Here is a 14,425-nt window from a genome sequence, read left to right as displayed (position 1 = left end):
GCTTTCTCCTGATAACAATCGGTTGATCCTACGAGGGTGTCCGGGATACTCGACCCAACAAGGCGCAAGAGTCGTAACCAAATCAGTACATCGCGCGGTGCACGCGGGTGTCGTACGCAGACGTTACAATGTGCACCGGCGCCGGCCTGCATGGGCGCCCCTCCCAATTTTCAAGCCCGCATGCCCAGTCCCTCCCCCTGGATCGAGTCCGCTTCTGGCGACGATGGACCGTGCGCGGTCCTGCAAGGCCGCTGGACCGCCGGTGGCCTGGGCAACAAGACCGCCTGGCGCGCTGCCCAGGTGGCCTTGGCGGCCGTGGCGCCCGGCAGCGCCTGGGACTTGCGCGCGCTGCAAGCCTTTGACCACCTGGGCGCGCTGACGCTGTGGCAGCACTGGGGCCGGCAGTGGCCTGCGCAGGTGCTGACGCTGGAGCGACAGCGCGCCGTACTCGAGCGCGTGGCGGCGCAGGGCGCTCCGGCCGCGCCCGCACGGCGCCAGGGCTGGGCTCAGGGCTGGGATGCCTTCGGCATCGTCGTCCTCGGCGCGCTGGCCCAGTTGCGCGACTTCATCGCCCTGGCCGGCCAGCTCCTGCTGTCCTCGCTGCGCCTGCTGGCCGCGCCGCAACGCGGGCCCTGGCGCGACTTCTCCGGCCACCTGTACCGCATCGGCGCGCAGGCGCTGCCCATCACGGCGCTGGTGGGCTTTCTGATCGGCGTGGTGCTGGCCTACCTGATGAGCCAGGTGCTGCGGCAGTTCGGCGCCGAGACCTTCATCGTCAACATCCTCGGTCTGGCGCTGATCCGCGAGCTGGGGCCGCTGCTGGCCGCGGTGCTGATTGCCGGGCGCTCGGGCTCGGCCATCACGGCGCAGATCGGCGTGATGCGCGTGACCGAGGAGCTGGACGCGATGCGCGTGATGGGCATCCCCAGGGGCTTTCGGCTGGTGCTGCCGCGCGCCATGGCGCTGGCCATCGCCATGCCGCTGATCGCGGTGTGGACCGCGGTGGCCGCGCTGGTGGGCGGCGTGCTGGCCGCCGACGTGACGCTGGGCATCAACGCCAGCTATTTCCTGGAGGCGCTGCCCAAGGTGGTGCCCCTGGCCAACCTGACGCTGGCGGTTGGCAAGTCCGTCGTCTTCGGCATCTTCATCGCGCTGATCGCCTGCCACTACGGCCTGCGCGTCAAGCCCAACACCGAAAGCCTGGGCCAGGGCACGACCGCGTCGGTGGTCACCTCGATCACCGCGGTGATCCTGATCGATGCGCTGTTTGCCGTCGTCTTCAAGAGTGTGGGCATATGACCACCCCCAGTCTCCACACGCTGCGCGTTGTTGTGCCCACCCCCGTCAAGGGGGCACCGCCTGCGGCCGGTGCAAGCCCGTCCGCGGCGGTCGCTGACATGGCCTGCTCCGCGGCCAGCGGCCCCATGGTGGCGGATACGCGGCGGGTGAAGCCGCATCTGTTGGGGAAGTGATGGTTGAAGGCAGCACCCTGGCTTCTGCCATGACCCGCCCGGCCGACGACGCCCCGATGATCGAGGTGCGCGGCCTGTGGAGCGTGTTTCCGGTGCCCGGCGGCGGTGAGGTGGTGGTGCACAAGGATCTCGACCTGACCGTGCGCCGCGGCGAGATTCTGACCTTGGTGGGCGGATCGGGCACAGGCAAGACCGTGTTGCTGCGCCAGATGCTGGGGCTGAACCGCCCGGCACGCGGGAGCATCACGGTACTGGGGCGGCCCGTGGGCGAGCTGACCGACGCCGGCGCCGCCGCGCGCGTGGGCATGCTGTTTCAGCAGGGGGCGCTGTTTTCGGCCTTCAGCGTGCTGGACAACATCGCCCTGCCGCTGCGCGAAACGCGCGCCATCCCCGACGCCCTGGCGCGCGAGGCGGCCTTGCTCAAGCTGCAAATGGTGGGCCTGAAGCCCGGCGACGCGCACAAGATGCCGGCCGAGCTGTCGGGCGGCATGATCAAGCGCGTGGCGCTGGCGCGCGCGCTCATCATGGACCCGCCGCTGTTGATGCTGGACGAGCCGACCGCGGGGCTGGACCCGGACAGCTCGGATGCCTTCGTCGCCCTGCTGCGCTCGCTGCACCGCGAGCTGGGCCTGACGGTGGTGATGGTCACGCATGACCTGGACACGCTGTTCGAGCTGGCGGATCGGGTGGCGGTGCTGGCCGAACAGCATGTGATCATCGCCGCGCCGGTGCCCGAGGTGCTGGCCTTCGATCATCCCTTCATCCGCCACTTCTTCCTGGGCGAGCGCGGCCAGCGTGCAATGGAGCTGCTGCGCACCCGTCACGGCGAAAAAGGACAATAAGCCATGGAAAACAAAGCCCACGCGCTCGCCGCCGGCATGTTCGTGCTGCTGGTCTCGGCCTTGCTGGTGGCCATGGCCATGTGGCTCTCGCGCGACGTGACCAACACCACCACCTACGAAATGACCACCGCCAACGGTGTCAACGGCCTGCAGGTGCAGGCCGCCGTGCGCTACAAGGGCGTGGCGGTCGGCAAGGTGACCTCCATCAGCTTCGACCCCGCGCAGCGCCGCAACGTGCTGGTCAAGGTGGCCATCAGTCCGCAGGCGCCCATCACCGCATCGACCTTTGCCACGCTGGCCTTTCAGGGCGTGACCGGCCTGTCCTTCATCCAGCTGGACGACAACGGCGGCTCCACCCAGCCACCGCCGCCGGGCCCCAACGGCGTGCCGCGCATTCCGCTGCACCCCAATGCGCTGGGACAGATTTCGGACCAGGCCGGCGTGCTGATCGGCAAGGTGGACCAGGCCGTGGAGCGCCTGAACCAGTTGCTCGCCCCGCAAAACCAGGCCGCGCTGACGCAGGCCATTGCCGACATCGGCGCCGCCGCCGCCAGCACGCGGCAACTGGCGCAAACCGCCGACGAGACCCTGCGCACCCAGCTTGGCCCGGCGCGCACCGACCTGCCGGCATTGATCCGGCAGGCCGGCGCCACGCTCAAGTCCATCGAGGGCGCCGCCACCGGCGTGCGTGGCACGCTGACGGGCGTGGACCGGCTGGTGAGCGATGCGCGCCAGGGCATGGCCAGGCTGAGCGGATCGGGCGGCGTCATCGAGCGCGTGGACGAGGGCGCCAGCACGGTGACGCAGACCACCCTGCCGCGCATCCAGAACCTGACCGAAGACGCCAGCCGCACCATCCGCCGGCTGGACCGCATCGCCAACACCCTGGGCGAGAACCCGCAGGCCTTGCTCTACGGCAGCGGCGCCGTCGCGCCCGGGCCGGGCGAGCCCGGTTTCGTCGCTCCCACCACCGCCCCGGGCACGCACTGAGAATTGCCATGAAATTGATAGCAATCACCGCTTTTCCCGTGCGCGCCAGCGCCTTGTTGGCGCTTGCCATCGCCTCGGGCTGCGCGCTGCCGCTGCCCGACAAACCGGTGCGCCCCGCCGCCTATGACCTGGGTGCGCTCGCCACCGCGCCGGCCGCCGCGGCCACCACCGGCGCGCCCTTGGCCTTCGACCGGGTGGAGGCCCCCGCCGCCATCGACACCAGCGCCCTCGTCTACCGCCTGCTGTATGCCGGCGGCGAGCAGCAGCCGCGCCCCTACGCCCAGGCGCGCTGGAGCATGGCGCCGCCGCAACTGGTGGGCCAGCGCCTGCGCGACGCGCTGGCCGCCACCCGCCCGGTGCTGGAGCCGGGAACGGGCCTGGCCGCGCTGGAGCTGCGCGCCGACCTGGAGGAGTTCGACCAGGTGTTCAGCACGCCCACCGCCAGCGAGGGCGTGGTGCGCCTGCGCGTGACGGTGCTGGCGCCCCAAGCCAAACAAAATCGCCTGCTGGGCCAACGCACCTTCACGCAACGCCGCCCGGCCCCCACGGCCGACGCGCCCGGCGGCGCGCTGGCCCTGCGCGAAGCCACCGACGCGCTGGTGCGCGAAGTGGTGGACTGGGTGGGCACGCTGGCTGTGCCGCGGTCGTGATCGCGAAATTCGAACAGCCGGACGCAGAAGACGCAAAGGATTCGCAAAGGACGCAAAAAGAACAGCCGTAAAAAAGCTTTCAAGAGGATCACGTGTCATGCCCATCCTGGGATGGCTTGAGCGAGCGCCAGCAATTTTTTTGGTTTCTTTTGCGTTCTTTGCGTGATTTTTGCGTCCTCTGCGTCCGGTTTTTCAAGCCCATTCAACAAGGCGCATCCCATGTTCCAGCTCAGCGTCCCCTGGTGGGAATTCATCGTCCGCGGCATCGTGGTCTACGTGTTCCTGCTGGTGTTCCTGCGCCTGACGGGGCGCCGGCAGATCGGCCAGTACGACCCGTTCGACCTGATCTTGCTGCTGATTCTGTCCAACGCCGTGCAGAACTCGATGAACGCGGGCGACAACTCGCTGATCGGCGGCCTCATCTCGGCGCTGACGCTGATCGGCTGCCATGTGCTGATCTCGCGCCTGGCCTGGGCCAGCCCGCGGCTGGCGCGCTGGCTGGACGGCTCGCCGCGCGTGCTGATTCGCAGCGGCCAGATCGACAAGGACACCTTGCGCGACGAGCGCCTGACGCTGGACGACGTGCAGGCCGCCCTGCGCGCCGCCGGCTGCCTGCACACGCACGAGGTGGAGCGCGCCACCATCGAGACCAACGGCCAGATCACGGTGGTGCTGCGCAACCGCGACTCGGCCTGCGACGAACCCACGCCCGGCACCGGAGCGTGAGCGCCGGCGCGCCTCAAGCCTCGAAGCGCAGCACCACGCGGCAGCCCTGGCCAGGCGCGCTGTCGATGGCCAGTTGCCCGCTCAATTGCGCGGCTTGCTCGCGCAGGCCCACCAGGCCGTAGTGCCCGTCGTGGCGGGCGCCGGGGTCGAAACCGATCCCGTCGTCGTGCAACTCGAGCCGCCAGCGCGCCGGCTCGTCGCTGTCGGCGCCGGGCACGGTCTCGGGCGTCAGCGTCAGCGTGATCTGGCGGGCCTGGGCGTGGTGCTCGGCGTTGCGCAGGGCCTCGCGCGCGATGGCAAACACGATCGCCGCGCGCTCGTCGGTCAGCTCGGCCGCGGCCGGATCGATGTGCGCATGCACCGCTGCCCCGCTGCGCTCGCCCAACCGCTCCAGCAGGGTCTGCAACTCGGGACCCAGGCCGTTGTCGTGCACGCCGCTGGCGCGCATTTGCCCGATCGCCAGGCGCACGTCGGCCAGGCCGCTGGCGGCCACCTGTTCGGCCTCGGCCAGCTCGGCGTCGAGTTGCGCGTGGCTCCAGCGCGTACCCAGCTTGCGCATCAGGCGAATCTGCGTGAGCAGCGCCATCAGCGAATGCGCCAGCGTGTCGTGCAAGCCGCGCGCCAGGCGCAGGCGCTCGCGCGTGACGGCGGCGCGCCGCGCGTCCTGCGCCAGGCGCTCGATGTGCGCGGTGCGCGAGGCCACGCGTGCGTCCAGCTCGGCGTTCAGGCGGGCCAGCGCCGCTTTTTCGTCCTGCAGGTGGCCGATCAGTTGCGCCAGCGCGGCGCCAATGGCGTGCACCTCGTCGCGGCCCGCCGGCACGGCCACCGTGTCGCGGCGCCCGCCTTGAACGGCGCGCGCCTGGCGCGCCAGTTCATCGAGCCGCCGCAACGGCCGGCGCGCCACGAGCACCACCGCCAGCGCCGCCAGCAAGCCCACGGCCAGCACGCCGGCCAGCACGGCGCGGCGCGTCTGGCGGGCCCGCGCCAAGGCCGGCGCCGCATCTTCGCGCACGAGCACCTGCCAGCCCATGCCTTGCGCCGGCATGCCGCGCTCGACACCCGATGCGGGCCGCCCCAGCAGATAGCGCCCGCCTTCGCTCAAATCCGCCATGGTCGCGGCGCCGTCCAGGTGCGCGGGGCCCGCCAGCACGCGGCCGGCGGGGTCGAGCAACAGCAGTTGCATCGAAGCAGCCCCGGCCATCGCGCGCAGGCGGGCGTCCAGCTCGGCCTGCAGCCACAGCCAGGGCAGTTGCGCCACCAGCACGCCGGCGGGGGGCTGGTCGGCGCCAGCCAGCGGCACGGCCAGCACCAGCGCGTCGGATCCGGCGGCGGCGCGGGCGCGGTGCAGGATGACCCGGGGCGCGCGCAGGGCTTGCTGGAGCTCGCGCGGCAGCGCCACGGGGGCGGCCGTGCCGTCGGTGGCCGCCACCAGCGCACCATTGGCGTCCTGCAAGCCGATCCAGCCCAGGGCCGGCTGCGCACGCTGCAAGGCGCGCAAGCGTTCGTCCAGGTTTGTGGCAGCTGCACCACCCTGGGGCCACTGCGCCGTCGTGGCCTGCATCGCGGCCAGCAGCACCTCCACCTGGGCCAGCAGCGCGTCGGCGGTCTGGCCGGCCGTTTGCACCAGGCGGGCCTGGGTGTCGGCGCGCATGTCACGCTCAGCGGCGCCAGCGGCCAGTTCGCCCAGGATCAACGCCCCCGCCGTCATCAGGACGAACACCGCCCAACCCACGGCCGCGGCGATGTGCCGGCGCGGGTCCAGCGGCTGCCAAAAGGGCCCCGCCGGCGGCTCGTCACCGGGCGGGGTGGCATGCGATAAGCTTTGGGTCATGCAACGCAGGGACAGTGCTTCGAATCGATTGTGCGGCAGCCAGCGCGCGCTGCGGTGGCATGGGCGTTGAGCACGCCGCCGCACCCGCCGTCGGCGCGCCGCTGCGCCTGCTGGTGGCCGACGACCAGCCCATCATCCGCCGCGGCCTGGCGCTGATGCTGGACGCCGAACCCGACATCGAGGTGGTGGGCCAGGCGACCGATGGCCAGCAGGCGCTGGAGCTGGCGCACGCCCTGCGCCCCGACGTGGTGGTGATGGACCTGCACATGCCGCGCGTGAGCGGGGTGGCCGCCACCCGCTTGCTGAGCGCGCAATTGCCGCGGGTGGCGGTGGTGGTGCTGACCACCTTCGACGACGACGAGCTGGTGTTCGAAGCCGTGCGCGCGGGCGCCCGCGCCTATCTGCTGAAGGACGCTGCCGAGGCCGAGGTGCTGGAGACCGTGCGCGCCGTGCACCGCGGCGAATCGCGCCTGTCGCCCGCCGTGGCACGCAAGGTGCTGGAGCAGTTTCGGGCACTGGCGCAGGGCTGGCACGGCGCGGCGCCGGCGGCCGCGCCGGCCCCAGCCGAACACGCCCCCGATGCGCTGGAGGAGCCCCTGTCGGACAAGGAGGAGCGCATCCTGGCCCTGCTGGCCGACGGCTGCTCCAACAAGCAGATCGCCGAGCAGGTGTTTCTGGCCGAAGGCACGGTGAAGAACTACGTCAGCCGCATCATGGAAAAACTGCATGCCCGCAACCGCACCGAGCTGGCGGTGAAGGCGACGGGCCGGCACGGTTGACGGGCGCCGCACCCCTCATTGACGGGCTTTCCCGGTCGCCATGCTGGACTTCATCACGTGCTCGGAGGCCGACTTGTCCAGGTTGAGCTTGCAGTACTGGTCCAGCTCGGGCTTCAGCCTTTCTTCGACGCCCAGCTTGTCCACGATGATCGAGGTGACCTTCGTGGCTGCTGGGGCGCGTTGCGCAGTGCCCTGGATGAAATTGGTTTTTGCCGTTTCGTCCATCGCAAGGTAGTCCCTGCAACTGAGCTTGGGCGGGCCGCTGCCGGCCGGCGCGGTCTGCGCCAGCGGCGCGCCAACGCTCAGGGCAACGGCCAGTGCCGACAGGCAGGTGAAGGTTTTCATGCCGGCCTCCTGTGAAGCGCAGGTCTATTGCATGAACCAGCCATGGCTGACCACCAGCGACTGGCCGGTGAGGGCGTTGCTGGGCCAGGCGGCAAAGGTCAGCGCGGCCTGGGCGACGTCGTCCACGGTAGTGAATTCGCCATCGACCGTGTCCTTGAGTATCACGGTCTTGATCACGTCGTCCTCGCTGATGTGCAGCTCGGCGGCCTGCTCGGGGATTTGTTTTTCAACCAGCGGCGTGCGCACGAAGCCGGGGCAGATGACGTTGCTGCGGATGTTGTGCGGCGCGCCCTCCTTGGCGATGACCTTGGCCAGGCCTTCCAGGCCGTGCTTGGCGGTCACGTAGGGGCTCTTGAGCTTGGACGCCTCCTTGGAGTGCACCGAGCCCATGAAGATGATCGAGCCGCCGCGGCCGGACGCGATCATCTGGCGCACCGCCGCGCGCGAGGTGAGAAAGCCGCCGTCCAGGTGCACGGCCAGCAGCTTCTTCCAGTCGGAGAACTTGAAGTCCTCGATTGGCGCGACGATCTGGATGCCGGCGTTGCTGACCACGATGTCGACCGCGCCCAGTGCCTTTTGCACCTGGGCAAATCCGGCATCGACCGCGGCTTCGTCGGTCACGTCCATGGCCACGGCCAGGGTCTTGACGCCTTTCTTGCCGATGGCGTCGGCGGTGGCTTGCGCGTCGGCCAGCTTGAGGTCGGCGATGACGACGTTGGCGCCGGCGTCGGCGTAGACCTCGGCGATGCGCTTGCCCAGCCCGCTGGCGGCGCCGGTGACGAGGGCCGTCTTGCCCTTGAGGCTGAGGGTGGTGCTGGCTTGCACGGGTGAGCTGCTCATGAGCTTTCTCCTGGTGTTTGTGAATGAAATCGGTTGTTTTCGCCCGTCGATCAAGCGCAATCAGCTATCAAATTGATACTACGCGGCTTTCTTGCGGGTGCCGGCGCCGTCGGTCAGGTAGTCGTGCACCACCTCGCCCAGGCCCAGCGTGAGGTCGGTCAGGATGTGCACCGCGCCCACCACCTCCAGCACCGGCAGGCGCGCCACCGGGGCCAGCGCGTGCTCGAACAATTGCAGCGCCGCCGGGCCCTCCCAGGCGCCCTTGATGGTGACGTCCTGGCAGTGGTAGCGCACCAGCTCGCAGATGCGCGGCGTGCAGTCCACATGCGGCATGATCTTGAGCAGGTAGTTTGCGCCGGTGACGGCAGCCATGGCCTTGTCATGGTCAAACGGGCGGTGCTTGTAGCCCATGGTGCCGGTGGCCACGCGCACGTTGCCGTAGTCCAGCGTGCCCACCAGCACGTCCTTGTCCACGCCCAGGCTGGGGCCGGCCAGCTTCTTGGGAAAGCCCCAGATCTCGCGCCCGCCGGCGATCGGCGCGTCGTCGTTGAGGAACATGTTGTGCGAGTAGGTGCCCGGCTCGCCGTTGAACAGCACGGGGATGACCTGGCCCGACTCGGTGTAGTCGCCAAAGCCGGTGGAGTCGGGCATGCGGATGAATTCCATCTTGACGATGGCGCCGGGCGCGGGCTGCAGCGGCGCGGGCACCACGGCGGCCAGCCGCTCGGGGTCGGTGCGGTAGCTGATGACCATGAACTCGCGGTTGATGAAGCGATACGGCCCGCGCGGGTAGATCGGGCTGGTCAGCGGCATGGCCCAGGCCTGGGCGCGCACTTCGGTGAGGTTCATGACGGGTTCTCCGGGTTCTTGCGATTCGAGACGTGGCGCGCCATCGAGACGTCGGGCTGATGGTCGAGCACGCGAAACTCGCCGGGCCGCGGCGGCCCCTGGCGCGCCAGCAGTTGCAGCGACGCGTCCATGTCGGCGCCGCCGGCCTGCCAGTGCTCGGTCATGGACAGGTGCGAGAACTCGTAGTCCTTGGTCTGCGTCTCGCAGGCATTGCGACGATGGATGACGTGCACCAGGGTGACGGTCGCATCCTGCGTGCCGCGCAGCAGCGCGCGCACCTCGGCGCTGCTTTGCTGCGTTTTTGAAAGCAGCGCGGCCACGCGGTGCAAGCGCTGGTGCAGCTCGTGGCGTTCGCGCGCCAAGTCGCTCACCAGGCGCGTGCGGCTGGAATAGCGGATGTCCTTCTCGCGCTCGGCCGCATCGGCCAGGGTCTCGGGCACGCGGCCGCGGGCGTTGAACAGGTCGATCTGGAACACCGTCAGCGGACGCTCGGAGGCGCCGTCCAGGTGGTCCATCACATAGGTCAGCGGGGTGTTGGACACCAGCCCGCCGTCCCAATACCAGTGGCCGTCGATGGGTACCGCCGCAAAGCCCGGCGGCAGCGCGCCGCTGGCCATCACGTGCTCGGCACCGATGCGCTCGCGCCGGTTGTCGAAGTAGGTGAAGTTGCCGCTTTGCACGTCCACCGCGCCAACCGAAAAGCGGATCGGCCCGTCGTTGAGCAGGTCAAAGTCCACCAGCTCCAGCAAGGTGTCGTGCAGCGGTGCGGTGTCGTACCAGCTGACCGGCGGCTGGGGCCACCAGGCCAGCGGCGGGCGCGGCGCAAAAAAGCCCGGCACGCCCACCAGCGCGCCCCACAGCGCCATCGCGTTGTCCCACCAGCCGCGCGCCGGCCCCAGCAGTTCCGGGTCGGGCCGCACCGGCAGCGCCACGCTCACGCGCTCCCAGAACGCGCGCAGCCGATCGACGCGCCGCTGCGGCGGATTGCCGGCAATCAGCGCGGCGTTGATGGCGCCGATGGAAATGCCCGCCACCCAGTCCAGCGACTGCGCCCGCTCGGCCAGCGCTTCGTAGGCGCCCGCCTGATACGCGCCCAGCGCGCCCCCGCCTTGCAGGACGAGGGCGGTCATCGGGCTTTTTTGATGCAGGGAATCGGGACGGGGCATGGTGGTTCGAGGGGTCAGATTTCAGTCGACAGTTGGCAGAGGACGACGGCGCTTGCGGAGGGCGCAACGGCGGTGGCGTTTTCACTCGCGGTCATTTCGCCAGCAGCGCATCCACATCAAAGAGGCAGAAGGCCGCGGAGCAGGCCATGCCAGCGATCGCCGCGGAAGGGCTTGGCCCGCCCGCTGGCGATGCCCCTGCAAGGGGGCTGAGGTCTGCGGCTCCAGACCTGCCTGCGCAGGTCTGGACAGACCGAAGGGCCGCCCCCTCTGGCGGCGAGCACCAGGCGCAACAGCGCGCAGCGCGTGGAGACTGGGGGTGGGTCACATGACCCAGTGGAAGTTGGCATCCATGCCCTTGGGGCCGATGTGGACGTCACGCGTCAGCGTGTCGCCCTTGTAGGCGGCGGTGATGCGATAGTCGCCCTGCGGCAGCTGCACATAGGTCATCGGGCCGGCGTCCTTCAGGCGCAGCACGGCGCGACCGCTGTGGTCGAAGACCTTCAGCTTCACGTCGGCGACGAACTCGTTGCTGGACTTGGTCGAAAAAGTCATGCGCAGCGGCCAGTGGTGCGCGTCCTTGTGCATGCGCTCTTCGCTCGCCTGGCCGACGCCGCCGTTCAGATAGGTGGTGCCGGGCACGACGTCGAACATCGTCACGTCTTCATCGACCACCGCGGACTTGTTGGCCTGCGTGGTCTGGGCCGGTGCGGTGGCGTTGGGCGCGGCGGCCCAGGCGGGGGCGGCCAGCGTGCCGCCCAGCGTCAGGGCGGCAGTCAGCACCGCGCAGCGCAGGCCGGTGCGTTGAAAGATGATCGTGTTCATGATGGACTCCTGGTTCATCGGTGCTTCGGGGATGCCTGCGAAGAAAGCCGTTGAAGCGACGACCCTCGGGGGTCGTCAGGCATGGCTCACACGATAGGCGTGCAGGCCGCGCCGGCACAGTGCCGATCGTCACAATCTGCAGTGACCGAGTGCACGATCGGGGCCGCTTGGCAGCCGGCGCCCGAATCAGCCCGGCACGGGCGCGCCGGGCGTGCGGCGCCGGAACATGCCGTAGCCATCCATCATCAGCACCTGCTCGCCGTGCTGGTTGAACATCTCCCAGATCGTGCGCACCAGGCCGACGTCGGGGCGCGACTTCATGGGCCGCGTCTCGACCACGCGCTGGCGCAGCGTGAGCGTGTCGCCGGGGAAAACGGGTTTCAGCCATTGCAGCTTTTCCAGCCCCGGCGAGCCCAGGCTGGACGATTCGAGCAGGAAGTTGCGCACCATCAGGCCCATCGCCATGCTGCACGTGTGCCAGCCGCTGGTGGCCAGCTGGCCGAACATCGACCGCGCCGCGGCCTCGTCGTCCAGGTGAAAGGGCTGGGGGTCGTAGCGGCCGGCAAAGGCCAGCGCCTCCTCGCGCTCGACGGTGACGCTGCCCAGCTCGATGGTCTGGCCTGCGTGCAGGTCTTCCCAGTAGTACTTGATGGTCTTGTTGGCGCGGGTTTGCGGCATCGGGGGTTCCTGTCAATGAATTGGCGCGGCCTGGCCCATGGCACGCAGGCTCGCGGTCTGCTAAAACAGGCCCATTATTCGCACAGGCCGCCATGTCCCGCCCCATCGACTACTTCTTCACCCCGCAAAGCCCCTGGGCTTATCTGGGCCACGCCCGCTTCGTCGACTTGCTGCGCGCCAGCCGGCGCGCCGTGCGCGTGCTGCCGGTGGACTACGGCCGCATCTTTCCGCTCTCGGGCGGCCTGCCGCTGGGCCAGCGCGCGCCGCAGCGCCAGGCCTATCGACTGGCGGAACTGCGCCGCTTTGCCGCGCACCTGAACATCGCGCTGCACGCCGAGCCGCGCCACTTTCCGGTGGACGGCGCCCCCGCCGCGCGCCTGATCACCGCCGTGGCGCAGGCCGACGGCCCCGATGCCGCGCTGCGGCTGGCCGGCGCCGTGATGGCCGCCTGCTGGGCCGAGCAGCGCGACATCGCCAACGCCGGCACGCTGGCCGAACTGCTGGACGAATGCGACCTGCCGGCCGCGCACCTGGCCGCGGCGCAGGCGCCCGAGGTGCAGGCGCGCTACGAGGCGCACACGCAGGCAGCCATCGACGCCGGGGTGTTCGGCGCGCCCACCTACGTCATCGATGGCGAGCTGTTCTGGGGCCAGGACCGGCTGGACTTCGTGCGCCGGGCCTTGGGGGTTTGACAAGAGCCTCTGCCAACCAGCCGAACGCAAGAACGCAAAGGGAAATCGCAAAGGGCGCGAAAAATTCAACCTTGGGCTGTGGCGCGCATGAGCATTGAACGCCCAACCATCCATACAGGAGCAAAAGCATGGGGCAATGGATTGAACTGAAGGCAGCAGACGGCCAGGCCGTCAGCGCCTGGCAGGCCGAGCCGGCGGGTGCGCCGCGCGGGGCGGTGGTGGTGCTGCAGGAGATCTTTGGCGTCAACGCGCACATCCGCGCGGTGACCGACGGCTTTGCGGCCGAAGGCTGGCTGGCGCTGGCGCCGGCCACCTTCGGGCGGGTGCGCGCAGGGGTTGATCTGGGCTACACCGAAGCCGACCTGCAGACCGGCATGGGCCTCAAGCGCGCGGCCGAGGCGCTGCCCGCGCCCGGCGTGCTGCCCGACGTGCAGGCCGCCATCGACCACGCGGCGCGGGCCGGCGCGGGCAAGGTCGGCGTGGTGGGCTACTGCTGGGGCGGGCTGCTCACCTGGCGCGCGGCGTGCGAGCTGCGCGGGCTGGCCGCTGCCGTGCCCTACTACGGCGGCGGCATGACCGCGCCGGCCGAGCTGGCGCGCACGCCCCGGGTGCCGGTGCTGGCGCACCTGTCGGACCACGACGCGTCGGTGCCGCTGGCCGGCGTGCAGGCGCTGCAGCAGGCGCACCCCGATGTCGAGGTGCACCTGTACGCCGCGGCGCACGGCTTCAACTGCGACCAGCGCGCGGCCTGGAACGCGCCGGCGGCGGCGCTGGCGCGCGAGCGGACTTTGGCGTTTTTCGCGCGGCATCTGGCGCGCTGACGACCGCGGCCTGCGCCTCGGCCTGCCGGAAGGCCTGGCCGAATCCGTCCAGGTGCTCCAGCAGCGCGCGCAGCGCGGCGCTGTTGTGGCGCCGCTGCATGTAGGCCACGTACAGCCACACGTCGGTGGGCGAGAAGGCCTCCAGCGCGGTCTCCAGCTCGCCGCGCTCGATGTGGGCAGCCAGCGCGCGCCGCGCGCCCCACACCACGCCCAGGCCTTGCGCGGCCAGCGTGGCCAGCGGCGCCACGTTGGTGGTGACGAAGCGCGGTTGCAGCGCCAGCTCCAGCGGCTTGCCGCGCACGCTGAACTGCCAGGTCGGCGCGCGATCCTGCAGGCTGTGGGCCAGTTGCACGTGCTGGCGCAATTCGTCGGGGTGGCTGGGCTTGCCGTGCTCGCGCCAGTACGCGGGCGTCGCCGCCGCCACGAAGTCGATGGGCAGCAGGCGCCGCACGATCAGGTTGGCATCGCGGATGGGCCCCACGCGAAAGGCCAGATCGATGCCCTCTTCGGCCAGGCTCAGCTCGCGGTCGGTCACGTGCAGGTGCAGCGCCACCTCGGGGTACTGCTGCATGAAGCGCCCCAGCATGGCCGGCAGGTCGGTCTGCATCAGTGCATGCGGCGCGGTCAGTTGCAGGCGCCCGCTGGGGCGGGTGGCGCGCTCGTGCAAGGCGGCCTGCGTCAGGTCGATCAACTCCATCATCGGCCCGCTGCGCTCGAACAGCAGCTGGCCGGCGTCGGTGAGCGAGACCTTGCGGGTGGTGCGGTTGAACAGGCGCACGCCGAAGCGCGCCTCCAGCTGCACCACGGCCTTGCTGACGCTGGGCGGCGACACGCCCTGCGCGCGCGCGGCGGCCGAGAAACTGCCCAGGCGCGCCACTTCGCGAAAGATTTGAATGAGATCAAGCGAGTCCATGGGCGGTGA

At 70.1% G+C, this 14,425-nt stretch carries 16 protein-coding genes; 8 read left to right on the top strand and 8 right to left on the bottom strand.

The genetic code is table 11. From position 1 onward, the window contains the following. Positions 1-180: 180 nt before the first annotated feature. The 5 genes from U1F38_RS10165 (at position 181) to U1F38_RS10145 (ending at position 4,680) form a co-directional block, all read left to right on the top strand. Positions 181-1,299: an MlaE family ABC transporter permease gene (locus tag U1F38_RS10165; protein WP_409986947.1), complete on the top strand. Its 1,119-nt coding sequence runs from the start codon at positions 181-183 to the stop codon at positions 1,297-1,299. 202 nt (positions 1,300-1,501) lie between these two features. After that, positions 1,502-2,314: an ABC transporter ATP-binding protein gene (locus U1F38_RS10160; protein WP_409986946.1), complete on the top strand. Its 813-nt coding sequence runs from the start codon at positions 1,502-1,504 to the stop codon at positions 2,312-2,314. Between the two features lie 3 nt (positions 2,315-2,317). Beyond that, the gene (locus tag U1F38_RS10155) at positions 2,318-3,304 is read left to right on the top strand and encodes an MlaD family protein (RefSeq protein ID WP_409986945.1); all 987 of its coding nucleotides are present in this window, start codon (positions 2,318-2,320) and stop codon (positions 3,302-3,304) included. Positions 3,305-3,312: 8 nt separating this feature from the next. Beyond that, positions 3,313-3,954, top strand: coding sequence for an ABC-type transport auxiliary lipoprotein family protein (locus U1F38_RS10150; protein ID WP_409986944.1), 642 nt, complete (start codon positions 3,313-3,315; stop codon positions 3,952-3,954). 219 nt (positions 3,955-4,173) lie between these two features. Continuing rightward, complete coding sequence (locus tag U1F38_RS10145; protein WP_409986943.1) at positions 4,174-4,680, top strand: DUF421 domain-containing protein; 507 nt, start codon at positions 4,174-4,176, stop codon at positions 4,678-4,680. A gap of 13 nt (positions 4,681-4,693) precedes the next feature. On the opposite strand, the gene U1F38_RS10140 is transcribed toward U1F38_RS10145, so the two are convergent. Continuing rightward, the gene (locus tag U1F38_RS10140; RefSeq protein ID WP_409986942.1) at positions 4,694-6,511 is read right to left on the bottom strand and encodes a histidine kinase; all 1,818 of its coding nucleotides are present in this window, start codon (positions 6,509-6,511) and stop codon (positions 4,694-4,696) included. A 59-nt stretch (positions 6,512-6,570) separates the two neighbouring features. Between U1F38_RS10140 and U1F38_RS10135 the strand changes: the two genes are divergently transcribed. Beyond that, positions 6,571-7,290: a response regulator transcription factor gene (locus U1F38_RS10135; protein WP_409986941.1), complete on the top strand. Its 720-nt coding sequence runs from the start codon at positions 6,571-6,573 to the stop codon at positions 7,288-7,290. A gap of 15 nt (positions 7,291-7,305) precedes the next feature. On the opposite strand, the gene U1F38_RS10130 is transcribed toward U1F38_RS10135, so the two are convergent. The 6 genes from U1F38_RS10130 to U1F38_RS10105 form a co-directional block, all read right to left on the bottom strand. Beyond that, positions 7,306-7,635: an HdeA/HdeB family chaperone gene (locus tag U1F38_RS10130; RefSeq protein WP_409986940.1), complete on the bottom strand. Its 330-nt coding sequence runs from the start codon at positions 7,633-7,635 to the stop codon at positions 7,306-7,308. Positions 7,636-7,659: 24 nt separating this feature from the next. Further along, the gene (locus U1F38_RS10125; RefSeq protein ID WP_409986939.1) at positions 7,660-8,475 is read right to left on the bottom strand and encodes a 3-hydroxybutyrate dehydrogenase; all 816 of its coding nucleotides are present in this window, start codon (positions 8,473-8,475) and stop codon (positions 7,660-7,662) included. Between the two features lie 78 nt (positions 8,476-8,553). Next, positions 8,554-9,324: an acetoacetate decarboxylase gene (locus tag U1F38_RS10120; RefSeq protein WP_409986938.1), complete on the bottom strand. Its 771-nt coding sequence runs from the start codon at positions 9,322-9,324 to the stop codon at positions 8,554-8,556. Then, positions 9,321-10,454, bottom strand: coding sequence for a patatin-like phospholipase family protein (locus U1F38_RS10115; protein WP_409986937.1), 1,134 nt, complete (start codon positions 10,452-10,454; stop codon positions 9,321-9,323). Before U1F38_RS10115 ends, U1F38_RS10120 begins: the two co-directional genes overlap by 4 nt. Positions 10,455-10,811: 357 nt before the next feature. Continuing rightward, complete coding sequence (locus U1F38_RS10110; protein WP_409986936.1) at positions 10,812-11,312, bottom strand: hypothetical protein; 501 nt, start codon at positions 11,310-11,312, stop codon at positions 10,812-10,814. Positions 11,313-11,498: 186 nt separating this feature from the next. After that, positions 11,499-11,990, bottom strand: coding sequence for a MaoC family dehydratase (locus U1F38_RS10105; RefSeq protein ID WP_409986935.1), 492 nt, complete (start codon positions 11,988-11,990; stop codon positions 11,499-11,501). Positions 11,991-12,082: 92 nt separating this feature from the next. Here U1F38_RS10105 and U1F38_RS10100 point away from each other — a divergent pair, with 92 nt between their 5' ends. Together U1F38_RS10100 and U1F38_RS10095 are read left to right on the top strand one after the other, a co-directional pair. Continuing rightward, complete coding sequence (locus U1F38_RS10100; RefSeq protein ID WP_409986934.1) at positions 12,083-12,682, top strand: 2-hydroxychromene-2-carboxylate isomerase; 600 nt, start codon at positions 12,083-12,085, stop codon at positions 12,680-12,682. A gap of 128 nt (positions 12,683-12,810) precedes the next feature. After that, positions 12,811-13,503: a dienelactone hydrolase family protein gene (locus U1F38_RS10095; protein WP_409986933.1), complete on the top strand. Its 693-nt coding sequence runs from the start codon at positions 12,811-12,813 to the stop codon at positions 13,501-13,503. Here the strand turns inward: U1F38_RS10095 and U1F38_RS10090 are convergent. Next, on the bottom strand, positions 13,409-14,416 hold the full coding sequence (locus U1F38_RS10090) for a LysR substrate-binding domain-containing protein (RefSeq protein ID WP_409986932.1): 1,008 nt from the start codon (positions 14,414-14,416) through the stop codon (positions 13,409-13,411). The genes U1F38_RS10095 and U1F38_RS10090 overlap by 95 nt on opposite strands. Positions 14,417-14,425: the final 9 nt, after the last annotated feature.

The sequence above is a fragment of the Ottowia sp. genome, from assembly GCF_046348305.1.
Lineage (GTDB): Bacteria > Pseudomonadota > Gammaproteobacteria > Burkholderiales > Burkholderiaceae_C > Ottowia.
The sequence above is the reverse complement of the archived record's forward strand: the minus strand, read 5'-3'. Positions and strand labels throughout refer to the sequence as shown.

Excerpts from the sequence above, each read along its gene's own strand:
- U1F38_RS10115 (WP_409986937.1), bottom strand. The coding sequence starts at position 10,454 with ATGACCGCCCTCGTCCTGCAAGGCGGGGGCGCGCTGGGCGCGTATCAG.
- U1F38_RS10100 (WP_409986934.1), top strand. The coding sequence starts at position 12,083 with ATGTCCCGCCCCATCGACTACTTCTTCACCCCGCAAAGCCCCTGGGCT.
- U1F38_RS10130 (WP_409986940.1), bottom strand. The coding sequence starts at position 7,635 with ATGAAAACCTTCACCTGCCTGTCGGCACTGGCCGTTGCCCTGAGCGTT.
- U1F38_RS10155 (WP_409986945.1), top strand. The coding sequence starts at position 2,318 with ATGGAAAACAAAGCCCACGCGCTCGCCGCCGGCATGTTCGTGCTGCTG.
- U1F38_RS10090 (WP_409986932.1), bottom strand. The coding sequence starts at position 14,416 with ATGGACTCGCTTGATCTCATTCAAATCTTTCGCGAAGTGGCGCGCCTG.
- U1F38_RS10125 (WP_409986939.1), bottom strand. The coding sequence starts at position 8,475 with ATGAGCAGCTCACCCGTGCAAGCCAGCACCACCCTCAGCCTCAAGGGC.
- U1F38_RS10105 (WP_409986935.1), bottom strand. The coding sequence starts at position 11,990 with ATGCCGCAAACCCGCGCCAACAAGACCATCAAGTACTACTGGGAAGAC.
- U1F38_RS10165 (WP_409986947.1), top strand. The coding sequence starts at position 181 with ATGCCCAGTCCCTCCCCCTGGATCGAGTCCGCTTCTGGCGACGATGGA.
- U1F38_RS10120 (WP_409986938.1), bottom strand. The coding sequence starts at position 9,324 with ATGAACCTCACCGAAGTGCGCGCCCAGGCCTGGGCCATGCCGCTGACC.
- U1F38_RS10110 (WP_409986936.1), bottom strand. The coding sequence starts at position 11,312 with ATGAACACGATCATCTTTCAACGCACCGGCCTGCGCTGCGCGGTGCTG.
- U1F38_RS10150 (WP_409986944.1), top strand. The coding sequence starts at position 3,313 with ATGAAATTGATAGCAATCACCGCTTTTCCCGTGCGCGCCAGCGCCTTG.
- U1F38_RS10135 (WP_409986941.1), top strand. The coding sequence starts at position 6,571 with ATGGGCGTTGAGCACGCCGCCGCACCCGCCGTCGGCGCGCCGCTGCGC.
- U1F38_RS10095 (WP_409986933.1), top strand. The coding sequence starts at position 12,811 with ATGGGGCAATGGATTGAACTGAAGGCAGCAGACGGCCAGGCCGTCAGC.
- U1F38_RS10145 (WP_409986943.1), top strand. The coding sequence starts at position 4,174 with ATGTTCCAGCTCAGCGTCCCCTGGTGGGAATTCATCGTCCGCGGCATC.
- U1F38_RS10160 (WP_409986946.1), top strand. The coding sequence starts at position 1,502 with ATGACCCGCCCGGCCGACGACGCCCCGATGATCGAGGTGCGCGGCCTG.
- U1F38_RS10140 (WP_409986942.1), bottom strand. The coding sequence starts at position 6,511 with ATGACCCAAAGCTTATCGCATGCCACCCCGCCCGGTGACGAGCCGCCG.